The sequence below is a fragment of the Tenacibaculum sp. DPLXC6 genome (genome assembly GCF_056815515.1).
Window position 1 is genome coordinate 1,285,249 of the sequence record NZ_CP141806.1, and the last position, 17,612, is coordinate 1,302,860.

General features: G+C 32.5%; 13 protein-coding genes, 3 tRNA genes and 1 pseudogene. 2 read left to right on the forward strand and 15 right to left on the reverse strand.

Annotated elements, in window-relative coordinates; translation table 11 throughout:
• Position 1: 1 nt before the first annotated feature.
• The 13 genes and pseudogenes from VCM48_RS05690 to VCM48_RS05750 all read right to left on the reverse strand — a co-directional run bounded on the left by VCM48_RS05690 (position 2) and on the right by VCM48_RS05750 (position 11,467).
• Positions 2 to 265 carry a helix-turn-helix domain-containing protein gene (locus tag VCM48_RS05690; RefSeq protein ID WP_482272212.1) on the reverse strand — a complete coding sequence of 88 codons (264 nt, stop codon included), beginning with the start codon at positions 263 to 265 and terminating at the stop codon, positions 2 to 4.
• A 68-nt stretch (positions 266 to 333) separates the two neighbouring features.
• Positions 334 to 444: pseudogene (locus tag VCM48_RS05695) on the reverse strand (ATPase); the annotation flags it as partial.
• Positions 445 to 1,695, reverse strand: a complete 1,251-nt coding sequence (locus VCM48_RS05700) for a type II toxin-antitoxin system HipA family toxin (protein ID WP_482271946.1) — start codon at positions 1,693 to 1,695, stop codon at positions 445 to 447.
• A gap of 1,913 nt (positions 1,696 to 3,608) precedes the next feature.
• Entirely contained in the window at positions 3,609 to 3,896 is a 288-nt protein-coding gene (locus tag VCM48_RS05705) for a helix-turn-helix domain-containing protein (RefSeq protein ID WP_482271947.1), read from the reverse strand.
• Positions 3,897 to 3,995: 99 nt separating this feature from the next.
• Positions 3,996 to 4,670, reverse strand: a complete 675-nt coding sequence (locus VCM48_RS05710) for a P-loop NTPase family protein (protein WP_482271948.1) — start codon at positions 4,668 to 4,670, stop codon at positions 3,996 to 3,998.
• A gap of 436 nt (positions 4,671 to 5,106) precedes the next feature.
• Positions 5,107 to 5,748: a hypothetical protein gene (locus tag VCM48_RS05715; protein ID WP_482271949.1), complete on the reverse strand. Its 642-nt coding sequence runs from the start codon at positions 5,746 to 5,748 to the stop codon at positions 5,107 to 5,109.
• A gap of 318 nt (positions 5,749 to 6,066) precedes the next feature.
• Positions 6,067 to 6,345, reverse strand: a complete 279-nt coding sequence (locus VCM48_RS05720; protein ID WP_482271950.1) for a helix-turn-helix domain-containing protein — start codon at positions 6,343 to 6,345, stop codon at positions 6,067 to 6,069.
• Between the two features lie 319 nt (positions 6,346 to 6,664).
• The gene (locus VCM48_RS05725; protein WP_482271951.1) at positions 6,665 to 7,510 is read right to left on the reverse strand and encodes an RteC domain-containing protein; all 846 of its coding nucleotides are present in this window, start codon (positions 7,508 to 7,510) and stop codon (positions 6,665 to 6,667) included.
• 109 nt (positions 7,511 to 7,619) lie between these two features.
• Complete coding sequence (locus VCM48_RS05730) at positions 7,620 to 8,840, reverse strand: site-specific integrase (RefSeq protein ID WP_435255271.1); 1,221 nt, start codon at positions 8,838 to 8,840, stop codon at positions 7,620 to 7,622.
• A gap of 231 nt (positions 8,841 to 9,071) precedes the next feature.
• Positions 9,072 to 9,145 (reverse strand) — tRNA-Arg (locus VCM48_RS05735).
• A 6-nt stretch (positions 9,146 to 9,151) separates the two neighbouring features.
• Positions 9,152 to 9,226: transfer RNA gene (locus VCM48_RS05740), tRNA-Pro, on the reverse strand.
• Between the two features lie 25 nt (positions 9,227 to 9,251).
• A tRNA-Ser gene (locus VCM48_RS05745) sits at positions 9,252 to 9,333 on the reverse strand.
• 91 nt (positions 9,334 to 9,424) lie between these two features.
• The gene (locus tag VCM48_RS05750; RefSeq protein WP_482271952.1) at positions 9,425 to 11,467 is read right to left on the reverse strand and encodes an HD family phosphohydrolase; all 2,043 of its coding nucleotides are present in this window, start codon (positions 11,465 to 11,467) and stop codon (positions 9,425 to 9,427) included.
• 207 nt (positions 11,468 to 11,674) lie between these two features.
• On the opposite strand from VCM48_RS05750, the gene VCM48_RS05755 reads away from it, so the two are divergent.
• Positions 11,675 to 12,850, forward strand: a complete 1,176-nt coding sequence (locus VCM48_RS05755; protein WP_274640267.1) for an acetyl-CoA C-acyltransferase — start codon at positions 11,675 to 11,677, stop codon at positions 12,848 to 12,850.
• A 25-nt stretch (positions 12,851 to 12,875) separates the two neighbouring features.
• Positions 12,876 to 13,649, forward strand: a complete 774-nt coding sequence (locus VCM48_RS05760; RefSeq protein ID WP_482271953.1) for a C40 family peptidase — start codon at positions 12,876 to 12,878, stop codon at positions 13,647 to 13,649.
• A 71-nt stretch (positions 13,650 to 13,720) separates the two neighbouring features.
• Here VCM48_RS05760 and VCM48_RS05765 read toward each other — a convergent pair whose 3' ends face one another.
• Positions 13,721 to 14,959 carry a tetratricopeptide repeat protein gene (locus VCM48_RS05765; protein ID WP_482271954.1) on the reverse strand — a complete coding sequence of 413 codons (1,239 nt, stop codon included), beginning with the start codon at positions 14,957 to 14,959 and terminating at the stop codon, positions 13,721 to 13,723.
• Positions 14,960 to 14,976: 17 nt separating this feature from the next.
• Positions 14,977 to 17,478, reverse strand: coding sequence for a DNA gyrase subunit A (gene gyrA / locus VCM48_RS05770; protein WP_274640270.1), 2,502 nt, complete (start codon positions 17,476 to 17,478; stop codon positions 14,977 to 14,979).
• Positions 17,479 to 17,612 lie beyond the last annotated feature (134 nt).

The window sequence follows — 17,612 nt, forward strand, 5'->3', positions numbered from 1 at the left end:
CTTAGTACATTGAATTTATATCATTAGACTTTTCAATATCTTTTAAAGCTTGATATAGACTATTTAATAAATCAAAATGATTTGCTATTTTTAAGACGGTATCTAATGTCGCATTTTTACCATTTTCAAATTTTTGAATGGTATATCTAGAGATTCCTAATGCTTCTGCTAGGTCTTGTTGAGACATCTCGTAATTTTGTCTCTTCTGCTTACAAAGTTCTCCTAATTGTAACTTAACGTCTTTAATTGTAACAACATCAATCATTATATAGTTTATTATAATACACAAATATAGCAAAAAACAACATAATTGTTTATTATAATACACATTTATTATATTCTTTTATCTGATGAATTTTGGTTAAAAGCAATTAAATTAAAGAGTTGCCGCATTCTTGATCGGACACGGTTTCCGTATCGTTCTTCTAGTTCTTGGCGATTTATTTAAACATTAAAAGCCTTGCTCATTATTTGTTGTTCTCTTTTTGAAATTCCAATCTTGTCCGCCACTTCTTTCCAAGTTCCTACTACTTCTACTACTTCTTGAATGATTTTATCCATTTGTTTGTTATCTAAACGGAAAAACTCTCCTACACTTTTTACTAAATCATAGTCAAGCGCATTATTATCCATATCGATATTAAGTGCCAATCCATCTTTGTCTATAGAGGGATTCAAATCATAGGCTGGTGACAATACCCAACCTTGATTGGTTAATATAAAGCCATGGTTGCGTAAATGGTCATCGGTATTTGAAATGGCAATATTAAATACTACTCTACGCCATAACTGTTCTAAATTATCGTTAACCATTGCTCCGTAGTTTTGGATAAATTCCGCCAAATCTAAATAACTTGCGGGGTTATCTCTTATGGTATCTTCGTTATTACCTGTCATGGTCATAGCCGAAGCGAAATGAAGTCTAGCTCCATCTTCACGATCAAATCTTTTGGTAAAAAATGTATTGAACTTACCACTAATCTTTTCAATTTTTGATGGCGCCATAGGAATTCCTGCCTTGGTCGCTAACTGATACGCTAAGTATTCCCAAGCAGCTTTGTCTATCGTATCGTTTTTTGAGGGAAATTTTGCAATTAATAACTCCTTATTTTCATCTAGTATGTTAGCCTTTGGTCTTGCACCTCCTAAAGAAGATCCTGGTGCCATTAATACCGCTAGCCATTTTCTTACCTCATCATTATCATCGTCGTTTTCAAAATTCTTTGCTGCTTCTTGTAGTTCTCGAATAGATGACCACGGCGGTGTTGGGTTTAGTTCGTTGTCGTCTAAAAACTGTCCTTCAGGGTCTAGTTTAAAACGTAAAGCTCCCATTCTGCTTTCATCATAAACCCCTAACAAGTAATCAATTTCGTATAATGTCTTTGCCTTCTCTCCTTTTTCAATTGCTTGCTGCGCTGCTCTTCGTTTCATTAAGGTTCGTCCCCAAGTATCTGGCATACTGTCTAAAAACACTCCGAAATTTTCTTTTTTATTGGGATATTGTGGTCCGCTATAGAACTGTATGTCTGGATCTAACAGCATCTGTTCTTTAGATTTTAACCAATCTTTATCATACTCGAAACTGAATGCTTTTTTTCCTTTAGCGTACAATGCAGAAAGTATTCCCATTAATTGAGGTTCTTCCAATCCTTTCCAATGTGCGTAGATGAATATGTCTTGTTTACCCTTTGCCATTTTTTTTGTACTTAAAGTATACTACTGTTTTTATTTTATGTTGTTCATTTTTTTAGTTCACAAATCTTTTATCTGTTCATGGTGTTCATGAATCAACAAAGTTGATTTCATTGATGAAAAAACGAACCAAAAAAATCTAGACTTGGATTTTCAGCGGTCAATCTGATTTTTAATAGCTAAAAGAAAAGAACTCGCTTCACTCAAACAGCTTTTCTTTTTTGCGCTATTTTCAAATGTTTGACACTCGCTTGCAACTCTTAGGTCACTGGTTTAACTTTAACCTCAGTGTTATGAATCCTGAGCTCTGATTCATAAAATTGCCACATCACTATGTTCCTCGCAATGACGGATTTTATTTTTAGTTCTCTTTTCATTTTTTTCTAGCGGTGTAATCATCCTTTTTAATTCTTTTCATTTTGCCTTGATGCAAAACGAAACAAAAAATCAAGACAAACTTTTCCTTTTTTTGAATTCTACGTTGTATTTCGTATTCGAATCCAGACCGTAAACTCTTTGGATTCTCTTATACTCAATAACCTTGAATTCTACTAAAATGAAAATAGGTCGGCTACTAAAATTTTATTTTACTGTCTTTAAAACTCAGGGTTATGAATCCTGAGCTCTGATTTATAAAATTGCCACGTCACTAAGTTCTTCGCAATGACGGATTTTATTTTTAGATCTCTTTTCATTTTTTTCTAGCGGTGTAATCATCCTTTTTAATTCTTTTCATTTTGCCTTGATGCAAAACGAAACAAAAAATCAAGACAAACTTTTCCTTTTTTTGAATTCTACGTTGTATTTCGTATTCGAATCCAGACCGTAAACTCTTTGGATTCTCTTATACTCAATAACCTTGAATTCTACTAAAACGAAAATAGGTCGGCTACTAAAATTTTATTTTACTGTCTTTAAAACTCAGGGTTATGAATCCTGAGCTCTGATTTATAAAATTGCCACGTCACTAAGTTCTTCGTAATGACGAGTTTTATTTTTAGATCTCTTTTCATTTTTTTCTAGCGGTGTAATCATCCTTTTTAATTCTTTTCATTTTGCCTTGATGCAAAACGAAACAAAAAATCAAGACAAACTTTTCCTTTTTTTGAATTCTACGTTGTATTTCGTATTCGAATCCAGACCGTAAACTCTTTGGACTCTCTTATACTCAATAACCTTGAATTCTACTAAAACAAAAATAGGTCGGCTACTAAAATTTTATTTTACTGTCTTTAAAACTCAGGGTTATGAATCCTGAGCTCTGATTCATAAAATTGCCACATCACTATGTTCCTCGCAATGACGGATTTTATTTTTAGATCTCTTTTCATTTTTTTCTAGCGGTGTAATCATCCTTTTTAATTCTTTTCATTTTGCCTTGATGCAAAACGAAACAAAAAATCAAGACAAACTTTTCCTTTTTTTGAATTCTACGTTGTATTTCGTATTCGAATCCAGACCGTAAACTCTTTGGATTCTCTTATACTCAATAACCTTGAATTCTACTAAAACAAAAATAAGTCGGTTTTAATAATTTTATTTTACTGTCTTTAAAACTCAGGGTTATGAATCCTGAGCTCTGATTTATAAAATTGCCACGTCACTAAGTTCTTCGTAATGACGAGTTTTATTTTTAGGTCTCTTTTCATTTTTTTCTAACGGTGTAATCATCCTTTTTAATTCTTTTCATTTTGCCTTGATACAAAACGAAACAAAAAATCAAGACAAACTTTTCCTTTTTTTGAATTCTACGTTGTATTTCGTATTCGAATCCAGACCGTAAACTCTTTGGATTCTCTTATACTCAATAACCTTGAATTCTACTAAAACAAAAATAGGTCGGTTTTAATAATTTTATTTTTTATGCGTTGCTACTCTTACTCTCTGGTTTTCTTCGCTACCACTTCGTCTTTAGTTTATATTAAATCAAGGTCTTGCAACTTTCTTCCAAATTCATCATCGGCTGCAAGCTTAAGGAAATCGTCTTGTAATCCAAGTACCCGAAGTACATTAAAATAAGCCCCTATGGTTACACTTGAGTTTCCTTTTTCGATTTTATACAGAGTCGTTCTATCTATACCTGCTCTTTCTGAAACCTGAACAGTTGTTAGTTTTCTTCTTTTACGTGCCAGTTTGATATTTTCACCCAAACGCTCCATAATTTCCTGATGCTTGGGAAAAATTATATTTCTCTTCGAACTCATTATTGTTGCTTATTTTCAACAAAAATACACATTATGTTGATAATACGCAACAACGTAGTGTTGTGTTGTTTTTTAAAACCAAAATTAATAGGTCTTATTTTATATTCTCTTATCTATACTTTCCTTATCAAAAGCTATTAAATTGAAAAGTTGGCGCATTCTTGATCGAACACGGTTTCCGTATCGTTCTTCTAGCTCTTGTGCGTTGAGGTTGGTGGTACAATGTGTTTTGACCCTTCGACTAAGCTCAGGGTGACAAAAGAGGTCGTAACGAGATAAGAGGATTTCTCCCATTACATTACAATCTTTTCCGTAATGTCTGCCAGATGGTTCTATTCCTAAATCGTCAAAGCAATAAAACCCATCATTACCGTAATCGTCTATTGTTTTAAATCCTAAATGGTTGAAACTAAATACTGTGTTACGACATGGAATGATTTTGTATTTCTTTTGATGCGGTACCATATAACGTAATAGTTTCATCAACGAAGTTTTTCCGCATCCTACAGGACCCGTTAACAATAATCCTTTATGAATATCTATGTTCATTTTTTTACACGCTTCCTCATCCTGTATAAAGTAACAGCATAGCTTGTAAATAATCTGCATGTCTTCTTCATAGATTTTAAATGATTCGCCAAATAATAATTTTCCTTTTATATTGAGATAGACAAGTATTTTAGTAAAGTCGTAGTGTATGTGATTGTCACTTAAACTTCCTAATTGGTACTCTACTCCGTTTTCGTAAATGATATGTGGCGTTTTGGTTTTCATTTTTTTTAAAAGAGGTTTTCGTCTATACTTAAAATTTCTAGTAGATTTTACTCATAAGATTAACACGTAAATGACATTCATCGTAATGACGGATTTTATTTTTAGATCTCTTTTCTTCTTTTACTAGTGGTGTAATCATCCTTTTTTAATTCTTTTCATTTTGCCTTGATGCAAAACGAAACAAAAAATCAAGACTTGGATTTTCAGCGGTCAATCTGATTTTTAATAGCTAAAAAGAAAAGAACTCGCTTCACTCAAACAGCTTTTCTTTTTTGCGCTATTTTCAAATGTTTGACACTCGCCTGCAAATCTTAGGTCGCTATTCTAACTTTAACCTCAGGGTTATGAATCCTGCGCTCCGATTAATAAGATTGCAACATCACTAAGTTCCTCGCAATGACGGTTTACTTTTAATTGCTTAATTCTCGTAATGAGATTAAAGTGGTTCATTGTAATTCTTATCGTTACTTATTTTTAGGTTGTCCTTATTTGGGATACTTCGACTTCGCTCAGTACAAGCGTTTCTGTTTTGTTTGTCGTAACCTGTATGTGCTTCATTATCTGATTGAAAACCTTTTTCTCGATTTTTTTCATTTTCACCGTTTATATTGTTTTCTATAGTTTGTATATGTTTATATATAGGTACCAATGCTTGTTTAGTACTTATACCATTTTTGGTACTATTGTGTCCTTCTACTTGTTTAGAGGTTGTACTGAATTTGAGCATCTTTATTTTACTACCTCGATATGGATTATGTGAAGGGAAATACACAACGTAACCCCAATGATTCAACTCCTTCAAACATCTATGATACGTTGATTTTGAACCTATTTTTGACAGTTGCATTACTTCTTCCCTATTGATAAAAAAATCTTCTGGGAATCGGTTTATATTCCATAATTGAAACAAGGCCATATACAAACTGATATGAGTTGGATTTAATCGCTTGTCTTTTGAGAATTGAAAGAAAACAGTATTTAAGTGTTTTATGTAATTGACTTCTGACATATGTGTTTTTATATGTTCTTTTTCTTGCCTTGGTGTATTAGAGTTGTATCCATGTTTCCATTTTCCCATTTTCATTTTTTACTTATCCAATAAACAAATTACACATCGTGTTTTATTTATGTTGTTCATTTTTTCCATTAATGAAAAAACGAACCAAAAAAATCTAGACGTATTTTCCTTTTTTTGAATTCTACGTTGTATTTCGTATCCGAATCCAGACCGTAAACTCTTTGGATTCTCTTATACTCAATAACCTTGAATTCTACTGAAAGTAAAATAGGTCGGTTATGTTTTTTATTAATGAGCTTTTTCGCCTGTACCTTGGAATACCAAACAAATTCTATTCATAAGATTACCATGTCACTGTTGCCCTACGCAATGACACCTCTAAAATTTGTTATGGATTTTGTTTTCTTCGATTACTTTTAGGATTTCTTCGTAATCGTAATAAATTACTCCACCTACTTTAGAATATGGTAAAATTCCATTTATCCTGAGGTTTTGTAATGTTCCTGGTGAGATGCTTAATAACTCCCTTACTTCTTGTGATTTTAACCACTTTTTAGGTTTTGAGGTAGATCGTGAATTCAATAGTTCTTTGATATCTCCTAATAACTCAAGTTTAAACTCTCTTAAATCGTCTGTTGTAATGATTGATGTTGGCATTTGTAAAATTCATTTTAATTAAAGAAGCTGCAGAATGCCCCCACAATTCATACAGCCTCTTCTTGTTGATTTAACTCACGAACTTTACTATTTTGATAAACAAGTGTTCGTGAATCGTTGATTTGATTTTTGTATTGCAAATGTGAGTGTGTTTTTTTGATCTATTTCGATATGTACTAGGTAGTAACGAAAAATATTTTTTCCATACTTCAAGAGTATTAATGTAGTTTTTAGGATAAAACAAGTATTATAAAGCCAACTCTAGCACTATAATTTCATCTAAAAACTACTATCGTAGTTACGTATGTATTACGAATAGTTATAAACTATCATCATAATCGAGTTTTGCTTGTAAACTCTGGACTAATTTGTTGAGAAATTTAGTTCTGTCTTTACTTCGATTCTTGATTTCTGAATAGGTTTTATAAAAATTACCCAATTCTACATTAAATAATTCTGAAAGTACTTTAGAGATTTGATTGATATTTCCTACTCCGCCATCTATAGCTCCAGAAACTTTTAACGCATAAATTAATTCTATTAAATCGGTTTTAGATGCTGTCCAATTGATATTCCAATCTATAGATGATTCTACTGAGGTATTGAAATGACCGCTTTCAATTTTCTTAAAGTTTAAAAGCTCTTTTTTGTAAAATTCTGTCAATAAATCATAACTCAACACCTGAGATGCTAAAAGACAATGACTCGTAAAAAACTCAGGATCTAAGGATGGGATTAGACTCACATTGAATAATTCTAGCTGCTCGTTTCCTCTTAGAAAATAAATATGATCTAACACCGTCCCTTTTTGCTTGTAGTATTTATAGAAGGCTATATTTTTCCTTTTATGATATTCCAGCTTTTTCAATACAGACTTTACATATTGCTTTTGAACACTTATTGATGAATTCGGTTTTAAAACCTCATACTCTAGTTGCTCTGAATAAAAAGTTAAATCTGCACAAATCTTTGGTTTTACATTTTTGAAAAAATGAATTTCATCTTTATCAGATTCAAAATGATTTTCACGTATAAAAAGCCTAAGTTCATACAGAAAAACCTTTGCTTTATGTATGTGCTTTTTAAGTATTTCTACTTTAGAACCTACCTCTTGGGCAGTTCTCTTTTGTTGAGACTCATAGTTCTCAATTGAAGGGGACATCATTTCATAGTTTTTAGCACCTCAATTTTGTAAAAAAAATCGAAACACCAAACATAACACATTAAAAATGAACATATTATTTTAAAAAAACATAGAGTTAACACTTACTTTTTTATGAAATCCGTGTTTTTAACTCTCTCATATCTTCACTCACCTTCTTATCTAAGATTCTAGCGTAAATCTGTGTCGTAGCAATCTTCGTATGCCCTAACAGTTTTGAAACAGTTTCAATTGGCACTCCATTACTTAGTGTTATTGTCGTTGCAAACGTATGACGAGCCATATGAAATGTTAAGTTCTTCTTTATAGAACATATATCTGCTATCTCTTTCAAATAGCTATTTACTTTTTGGTTTGAGACTACCGGAAATAATGTATTGGAAAAAGCTGTTCTTTGATGATCACGATATTTCTCTATTAAATATTTGGGAATATCAAACAATGGAACCTTGATAGAAGTATTTGTTTTTTGTCTTTTTGTAACTATCCAATCTTCTCCATCAATACCTTTCATTATATTATCACTAGTCAGCTGCATAATATCAATATACGATACTCCTGTATAACAACTAAAAACAAACAAATCTTTAACAATATTCAATCGATTAATTGAACTATTAAATTCCACCAATCTTTTTAATTCTTCTTCTGTTAAATACTCTCGTTCTCTTTTTTCAAACGATGATTTGAATTTTACAAATGGATCTCTATCAATCCATTCATTATGAAAAGCCATCGTCACCATTTTACGAAGTCTTTGAAGGTGTTTCATAGCGGTATTATTACTTATCTTTCGTTGATGATCGTTTGGAGTATGCGCTTTTAAAAAGTGTTCAAAATCTACGATAAAAGCATAGTTAAGGTTTCTTAGGTAGTCATCATTTTTTTTATATTTTTTTGCTAGAAAAAGCTTGATATACTTTTGAGTTGTTTTGTAATGCTTCATTGTATACTTGTTAAGTTTATGCTCTGAAACAGTATTGTGATATTCAAACAGCTCTTTAATTGTATAATGTTTTGTGTCTTCGCCAAAGTACCTAGCTTTAATGGATGCTGAAGTAATTAGCTTACCTTCTTGTAGCAACTCGTTATAAGCCATATTTATTTGGCCTTTTACGTGCTCTAAGTAGTTGTTAATGACTCTGGAATTTTCTTTGCTTCCTTTTACTCTCCCCTTTTTTGAATCCCACTCTGATTTAAGAATATTCTTAGACAAACTAAATTCTATCCTTTTACCGTTTACTGTTATTCTCGCATAAATTGAAGCATTTAAAGCACTATCTTTTGAAGTTCTAGCCCAAAATAGCAGGCTAAATGATTGGTTTGTTTTCATAGTTACTGTCTTAAAAATTAATAATCACCTAAGACAAAAATCAAATCAACTATTTAAAAACCAGTTTTTTACATCTAATTCGGTGACACTCAATTAAATTTAATTAGGTGTCACCGAAAGTGTCACCGAATTGTATCAAATTATACCATTTAATATGATGGCCTAAAAACTAGAAAACCTTGCAAATCATATAGTTTGCAAGGTTTTGACACATTTTAATTGTGCTTCCAGTGATCGCGACAGGATTCGAACCTGTGACCGTCTGCTTAGAAGGCAGATGCTCTATCCAGCTGAGCTACGCGACCATTGTGTCGGGGTGGCAGGATTCGAACCTGCGACCTCCTGCTCCCAAAGCAGGCGCGATGACCGGGCTACGCTACACCCCGATTGGTGTCATCTACAACTTTTTTGCGGAGAGACCGGGATTCGAACCCGGGCATCCCGAAGGATGACAGCTTAGCAGGCTGCTGCATTACCACTCTGCCACCTCTCCTTAATTCTTGCCGAAGCGTGAACTAAAAATTGCGAGTGCAAATGTATAACTATATATACGTTTCTACAAACTTTTTTGATAAAAAAATCATCTATTCTGGATACTCAACTCGTAAGTGATAGATATTCATCAACTTATTCTTAATAATTTTTTTAATTTTTTCTATTTCTCTAAAAGTAATATCTGAATTTATGAACTGATTATCGTTTTTTTGCTTGTCTACAATTCTATCAATTAATATATCTATCGATTGTGCTGTTGGGTTTTTTAAACTTTTAGAAGCTGCTTCTGCTGCATCGCACATCATTAAAATTGCTGTTTCTTTTGAAAATGGAATTGGCCCTGGGTATTGAAACTTCTGAATATCAACATCTGGATTATTTTCTTCTTCTTTCTTATAAAAATAATAAGTAACACTTGTTCCGTGGTGTGTACGAATAAAGTCTATTATTCTATCTGGCAGCTTGTGCTTTTTTGCTATTTCGATACCGTTAATTACGTGATCTAAAATAATACGTGCACTATCTACTGGTAATAAATCATTGTGTGGGTTTACTCCCGTAGATTGATTTTCGGTAAAGTACATTGGATTTGCCATTTTACCTATATCATGATACAATGCTCCTGTTCTCACCAACATCGAGTTTGCTCCTATTTCATTAGCCGCTGCTTCAGCCAAATTAGCTACCTGCATAGAGTGTTGAAACGTTCCTGGTGCTTTTTCATTCAAATCTCTTAACAACTTTGAATTTGTATTAGAAAGTTCTAATAATGTTACATCAGAAACCAACCCAAATAGTTTTTCATAAAAATAGATAAAAAACACTGCTAAGAACGATAACAACCCATTGGCAGCAAATAGACCAAAGTACATCCAATTTATTTTATCAGCATTTCCTTCCTTTAAAATGGAAAAGGCAAAATAGGTAACCATATAAATTAATGTAATTTGCCCTATAGACATAAATAGACTTGCTCGTTTATATAGTTCAGAAACCGTTAATATGGTTACTATTCCTGCAATAATGTGTAAGTAAATAAACTCAAAACTATTTGGCACAATAAACCCTAATAGTAACACTGTTAGTACATGGGTAAACAAACCTAATCGAGCATCAAAAAAAGCTTTAAGTACAATTGGCAAAATACTTAACGGAACAACATATAGGTAATCTGAATTGTATTTTACCACCATAGTTTGCACAAAAATCATTAAAAATATATTGAAGAAAATAAAGGTTACTTTATTATTATCATTAAAAGTATCAAACCTATATCTTTCAAGAAACAATAATAACATTAGTAATGCCAAGGCTACTAAAATTGTATACCCAAATACAATCCAATAATAATTTGATTTTGTCCAGATTCTGGAACTTGAGGCTACTTCGTATGATTTTAAAACATTATACTTTCTTCCTTCAACAATGTCTCCTTTTAAAATAATTAATTCTCCTTTTGAGACTTTTCCTTTTGCGTAAGAAATACTTTGTAAACGTTCATTTAACTCCTTTTCACTATACTTATAATCGTACGTTACATTAGGACGCAGGTTGCTTGACAAGTAATTAACAAGCAAGCGTTGTTTATAATACTGAAGTCCTTCTGTATTGGTTCTTAAAAAACTTAAAATATCTTTTGATTGTACTAATCTTGAAAATGGAACATCATCTATAGAATTTCCTTTTCGCAACACTACCGCATCTCCTACACTAGCTTTATCAATACTTGCATCATCTAAAAAACCGTACAGATATATTCTATTAATAAGCTTCTCTCCTTCTTTTATTAAGTCTCTGGCTGCGCTAGTTGATAAAGAATCTAGGTTGATAACTTGATTAGTAAATGAACGTAGTACCTCTGTTTTTATTGATGTATCTACTACAAAATATTTTTTTGACCCGCTTTCAAGTTCCTTTTTCTCCTCAGCTATTTCTTCTGGGGTTTTTTGAATGGCAAAATCAAAAGGAGCATATAAATTATCATATTGCCAAGGTTTTCCTTGTGGAAAATCATACTTAAACTGTCCTCCCTTGGGAAACAAGTATACAATAGCAATTACTGTTATTAAGAACAACAATACTTTGTAAATTATCGTGTTATTCTTGTACAGTCTGTTGATTAAATCGTTCATTTTTGATGTTTATAAAATGTAAATATAACCTTTCTCTATTATTTGAGTACTTGTTATAAAATGGTTATTTTCGCAAAACAAATCTTAATACAATTCACCCAATACATGAAATCAATAGTAGGAAAATAATTATTAAGCACTTAACAGCTTTATTATTTTAGTCGTTTTTGGTTATTGGGATAAATAAAAATTAACAAATAGTAGCACATGAAAGAAGTAGTAATAGTATCGGTTGCAAGAACTCCAATTGGTAGTTTTTTAGGAACATTATCAACTACACCTGCACCAAAATTAGGTGCTGTAGCCATTAAAGGAGCTTTAGATAAAATTAACTTAAAACCAGAAATGGTTGAGGAAGTTTTTATGGGTAATGTAGTTTCAGCAGGTTTAGGACAAGCACCAGCTCGTCAGGCTGCAATCTTTGCAGGAATTCCTGATACTGTACCTTGTACTACTGTTAACAAAGTTTGTTCTTCAGGAATGAAATCTATCATGTTAGCTGCGCAAACTATTGCTTTAGGTGATGCTGAAATTGTTATAGCTGGAGGTATGGAAAACATGAGTATGATTCCACATTATCAACACGCTAGAACAGGTTCTAAATTTGGGCCTATTAAAATGGAAGATGGAATGCAAAAAGACGGATTAGTTGATGCTTACGAGCAAGTAGCTATGGGAGTTTGTGCTGATGAATGTGCTGTTGAATATGAATTCTCAAGAGAAGATCAAGATGCATTTGCTGTTGAATCATATAACCGTTCTGCTAAAGCTTGGAGTGAAGGTAAGTTTGCTGATGAAGTTGTTCCAGTAGAAATACCTCAACGTCGCGGTGAACCTATTATTTTTTCTGAAGATGAAGAATATAAAAACGTAAAAATGGATAAAATTCCTGCTTTACGTCCTGCTTTTACAAAAGAAGGTACAGTAACTGCTGCAAATGCTTCTACTATTAATGATGGTGGTGCTGCATTAGTATTAATGTCTGCTGAAAAAGCTGCTGAATTAGGGTTAACTCCATTAGCAAAAATTAAAGGTTATGCTGATGCTGCTCACGAACCAAAATGGTTTACAACTGCTCCTGCAAAGGCATTACCAAAAGCCTTAGCTAAAGCTGGAGTTTCTATTGATGATGTTGATTATTTCGAATTAAACGAAGCTTTTTCTGTAGTTGGATTAGCTAACATGAAAATTTTAGGTTTATCAGCTGACAAAGTAAATGTAAATGGTGGTGCGGTTTCGTTAGGACACCCGTTAGGAGTTTCTGGAGCTAGAATTATTATTGCCTTAACTTCTATTTTAAAACAAAACAATGCTAAAATTGGTGCTGCTGGAATTTGTAACGGTGGTGGTGGTGCTAGTGCAATGGTTATTGAAAGAGTTTAATTGTTTTAAAAGCCCCTATTAGTAGATGTCTTTCGGTATTTGTAATTTGAGTATTGTTCCTCTTCGATTAGAACCTTCTGATGCTTCAGAAATGGTGAATCAAGTTGTTTTTGGTGAACATTTTGAAGTCTTAGAAAAATCTAAAAAGTGGAGTAAAATCCGTTTAGTTTTCGATAATTATGAGGGATACATCGACAATAAACAATACGAAGAAATTTCAGAAGAAACACATACTCTTTTATCTAAAGAGAAAAAGCACTATGCTGGTGAATTAATTGATTTTATTACTGATAATAATAGCAACTTAACGACTATTCCTATGGGAGCTCGTCTTCCGTTATTTAAAAATAATAAAATAAACATTAACAACACTTCCTTTTTATATGAGGGCAAAGTATGTAATAGTAAACTGGCTAAATCTGCAATTGTAGAAACTGCTTTTTTATTCTTAAATGTTCCTTATTTGTGGGGAGGAAAATCACCTTTTGGAATTGATTGTTCAGGTTTTACCCAAACTGTATATAAATTATGTGGGTATAACTTACTTCGTGACGCTAAACAACAAGCAACTCAAGGAGAAGTATTGAGCTTTATTGAAGAGAGCGAACCTGGTGATTTAGCTTTTTTTGATAATGAAGAAGGTATAATTACTCATGTAGGGATTATTATGAATGATTACAATATTATACATGCTCATGGAAAAGTTCGTATTGACAAGTTAGACCATAGCGGTATTTATAATGTTGACACACAACAACACACTCACAAACTTAGAGTTATAAAACGTTTAGTTGATTAAAAACTAATTCTAAAACATAAAAAAACCGAAACTTTTTAAAGTTTCGGTTTTTTAATTATCTGAATAATTTCTTATTTCATTGATTTATATAACTCTCTGTATTCAGAAGCTTTATCACTCATTTCTAAAACTTCATATAAATTCATTAAAGTTTTTACAGTTTCTACATTTCTATTTAAACTGTCAGCTTTTTCTAAGAATGGTATAGCTTCTTTATAAACCTCTTTTTGTTTTGCTGCTAACTCATCATACTTTTTAAAATTTGATAAGTTTTTATTCATTTCTTCAACAATAGCTTTTTCTTTATCTAAAACTACTACTGCTAAATTCATATAAGCATCAGCATAATCTGGTTTTAACTCAACTGCTTTAGTGTAATACTTCTTAGCATCATCAATTCTTCCTTCATTGAAGTTTACAACACCTAAGTTATAATATAAAGTTGGATTTTCTGGATCTAAAGCCACTGCTTCATTCATCAACTCTCCAAACTTATCCATTTTACCCATATCAACATAAAGTTGAGCTTCATTTAAAATTAAATTTAAATCCTTTGGATTAGAAGCACGAGCATCTTTAAAAGCAGCAATAGCCTCATCAGTTTTTCCTTGCTCTTTTAATATTAAAGCTACATTTTTAACAATTGTTGCTGATTTTGACTCTGAAGATTTAATTTCTGGTTTCACATAACTTCCTGACTTCACCATTAAATCTCTTCTAGCTTTATCATTACCGAAGCTTTCAACTTTTCCTGTTGCCTTATCAGTAGCTACATATTGTTTTTCAACACCTGTATAACCTATTTTTTGCAACTCTCTATAATACTCAATTGCTTTATCATAGTCTTTAGCTTGAGTAGCAGAAACTGCAGCATTATAAGCAAAAGAGGTATCTGTAGGACTTAATACATATGTCAAATAGAAGTCTTCAGCTGCAGCCTTATAATCTTTTTTATTGTTATATAAGTCTACTGCTTTTTTTGATACTTCTTGAATCATTTGATTTAAGATAGGCTTAGCTTCATCTGTATACTTATTTTCTTTCATTGCTATTAAAGCATTCAAAGCTTCTCCTGCCTTTTTGTAATCTTTTTTTGCAGCTAATGCTTTTCCTTTTAAGAAATAGAATTTAGACTTATATTTATCTTCACCGTTCATCATTAAAGAACCCTCAATAGCGTTAAGGGTAGTTAATGCTGTAGTAAAATCTTGTTTTTTTATAGCCTTCTCAGCAGCTTTAAGTTCTGATTTTTGAGCAATCGCCCCTAACGACATTAATCCTAAAGAAAGGGCTAAAATTTGATTTTTCATTTTTAGTTATGATTTATTTATTGTTGTTCTTGACTTTCGTTTGTTTCATTTTCAATTTCCGTGCCATCTTCTTCTTCGTCTTTTTCATGCATAACTTTTGCTACTGCAGCAATATCATCATTATCTTTAATATTGATTAACTTAACTCCTTGAGTTGCTCTACCCATAACACGTAAATCTTCTACAGCCATTCTGATAGTTAACCCAGATTTATTGATAATCATTAAGTCATTAGAGTCATCAACATTCTTGATAGCGACTAAATTACCTGTTTTTTCTGATATATTCAATGTTTTAACTCCTTTACCTCCACGGTTCGTTATACGGTAATCTTCTAAATTAGAACGTTTTCCATATCCTTTTTCTGAAACTACTAAGATATTACTTTCCATATCATTTACAGCAACCATACCAATTACCTCATCATTATCATGTGACAATGTAATACCACGAACACCTGAAGCTGTTCTTCCCATAGGACGTGTTTTAGCTTCTTCGAAACGAATTGCCTTTCCAGATTTAAGTGCTAACATTACTTGGCTATCTCCAGTAGTTAACTTCGCTTCTAATAACTCATCTCCTTCTTTGATAGTAATTGCATTAATACCATTAGCTCTTGGACGAGAATATTGCTCTAGAGGTGTTTTCTTAACCTGACCACGTTTGGTAGCCATAATAACGTAATGATTGTTGATGTAATCTTCATCTTTTAAATCACCTGTTACCAAGAATGCTTTTACCTTATCGTCTTGCTCAATATTTATTAAGTTCTGAATAGCTCTACCTTTCGTATTCTTTCCTCCTTCTGGAACTTCGTACACACGCATCCAGAATACTTTTCCTTTCTGAGTAAAGAACAACATATATTGGTGGTTAGTACCTACAAATAAGTGTTCTAAGAAATCTTCATTACGAGTAGTTGCTCCTTTTTGTCCACGCCCTCCTCTATTCTGAACTTTATATTCATCTAAGTTTGTACGCTTCACATAACCAGCATGCGAAATAGTTACTACTACTTTAGAGTTAGGAATCATGTCTTCGATTCTCATATCTCCTCCTGCATATTCAATTACCGAACGACGATCATCACCATACTTTTCTTTGATATGTAGTAATTCATCTTTAATAATTTGGTAACGTCTTGGTTCATTAGCTAGAATATCTTTTAAATCAGCAATTGTTTTGATGATTTCATCATATTCTGCACGTAATTTATCTTGTTCTAGTCCTGTTAACTGACGTAAACGCATTTCAACAATAGCACGCGCTTGAATTTCTGTTAATTCAAAACGTTCAATTAACTTCTCACGAGCTTCATCAGCATTAGAAGAACCTCTAATAATAGCAATTACTTCATCAATATTATCCGAAGCAATGATTAATCCTTCTAAAATATGAGCACGAGCTTCAGCTTTCTTTAATTCAAATTCTGTTCTACGAACAATTACTTCATGTCTATGCTCTACAAAGTAGTGAATTAATTCTTTTAAATTTAATTGCTCTGGGCGACCATTAACTAAAGCAATATTGTTTACGCTAAAAGAAGTTTGTAACTGTGTATACTTAAATAGCTTATTTAAAACAATGTTAGGAATTGCGTCACGTTTTAAAACATAAACAATACGCATTCCTTTACGGTCAGATTCATCACGAATACTTGCAATACCTTCTAACTTCTTATCATTAACCAAGTCTGCAGTTTTCTTAATCATTTCTGCTTTATTCACTTGGTAAGGAATCTCAGTTACGACAATACACTCACGTCCTTTTACCTCTTCAATAGTAGCTTTAGCACGCATTACAATACGTCCGCGACCGGTATGAAAAGCATCTCTTACACCATCATAACCATAAATAATTCCACCTGTAGGAAAATCAGGCGCTTTGATGTGTTGCATTAACTCATCAATCTCAATATCTCTATTATCAATATAGGCAATAGTACCATTAATAACTTCAGTTAAGTTATGCGGCGCCATGTTTGTTGCCATACCTACTGCAATACCTGATGCTCCATTAACTAATAAGTTAGGAATACGTGTTGGTAGTACCGTAGGTTCTTGTAACGTATCATCGAAGTTTAACTTGTGATCAACAGTATCTTTTTCAATATCAGACAACATTTCTTCTGATATTTTCTGCATACGTACCTCGGTATAACGCATTGCTGCAGGGCTATCACCATCAACCGAACCAAAGTTCCCTTGCCCATCAACCATCATATAACGCACACTCCAGTCTTGTGCCATACGTACCATTGAGTCGTATACCGAAGTATCTCCGTGTGGGTGATACTTACCTAATACTTCCCCTACAACTCTTGCAGATTTTTTATATGCTCCTGTAGATTTAATTCCTAATTCATGCATACCAAATAACACTCTTCTATGCACTGGTTTCAAACCATCTCTTACATCTGGTAATGCTCTCGATACTATCACCGACATAGAATAGTCGATGTATGCTGACTTCATTTGCTCTTCAATGTTGATAGGTATCAACTTTTCGCCATCTGCCATATATTTTCTTTTAAAATATTAGTATTTATTTTCGTCAAAAAAGTGAATTTTACACTCGATAAAACTCACTTTTGAAATGCTTTCTAGTTCTCTGCATTTTCTAAAACATTGCAAGATACTATAACCCTCAGTTT

Coding starts and splice junctions, on each gene's coding strand:
- VCM48_RS05690 (WP_482272212.1), bottom strand. CDS start 265: ATGATTGATGTTGTTACAATTAAAGACGTTAAGTTACAATTAGGAGAA.
- VCM48_RS05700 (WP_482271946.1), bottom strand. CDS start 1,695: ATGGCAAAGGGTAAACAAGACATATTCATCTACGCACATTGGAAAGGA.
- VCM48_RS05705 (WP_482271947.1), bottom strand. CDS start 3,896: ATGAGTTCGAAGAGAAATATAATTTTTCCCAAGCATCAGGAAATTATG.
- VCM48_RS05710 (WP_482271948.1), bottom strand. CDS start 4,670: ATGAAAACCAAAACGCCACATATCATTTACGAAAACGGAGTAGAGTAC.
- VCM48_RS05715 (WP_482271949.1), bottom strand. CDS start 5,748: ATGGGAAAATGGAAACATGGATACAACTCTAATACACCAAGGCAAGAA.
- VCM48_RS05720 (WP_482271950.1), bottom strand. CDS start 6,345: ATGCCAACATCAATCATTACAACAGACGATTTAAGAGAGTTTAAACTT.
- VCM48_RS05725 (WP_482271951.1), bottom strand. CDS start 7,510: ATGATGTCCCCTTCAATTGAGAACTATGAGTCTCAACAAAAGAGAACT.
- VCM48_RS05730 (WP_435255271.1), bottom strand. CDS start 8,840: ATGAAAACAAACCAATCATTTAGCCTGCTATTTTGGGCTAGAACTTCA.
- VCM48_RS05750 (WP_482271952.1), bottom strand. CDS start 11,467: ATGAACGATTTAATCAACAGACTGTACAAGAATAACACGATAATTTAC.
- VCM48_RS05755 (WP_274640267.1), top strand. CDS start 11,675: ATGAAAGAAGTAGTAATAGTATCGGTTGCAAGAACTCCAATTGGTAGT.
- VCM48_RS05760 (WP_482271953.1), top strand. CDS start 12,876: ATGTCTTTCGGTATTTGTAATTTGAGTATTGTTCCTCTTCGATTAGAA.
- VCM48_RS05765 (WP_482271954.1), bottom strand. CDS start 14,959: ATGAAAAATCAAATTTTAGCCCTTTCTTTAGGATTAATGTCGTTAGGG.
- gyrA (WP_274640270.1), bottom strand. CDS start 17,478: ATGGCAGATGGCGAAAAGTTGATACCTATCAACATTGAAGAGCAAATG.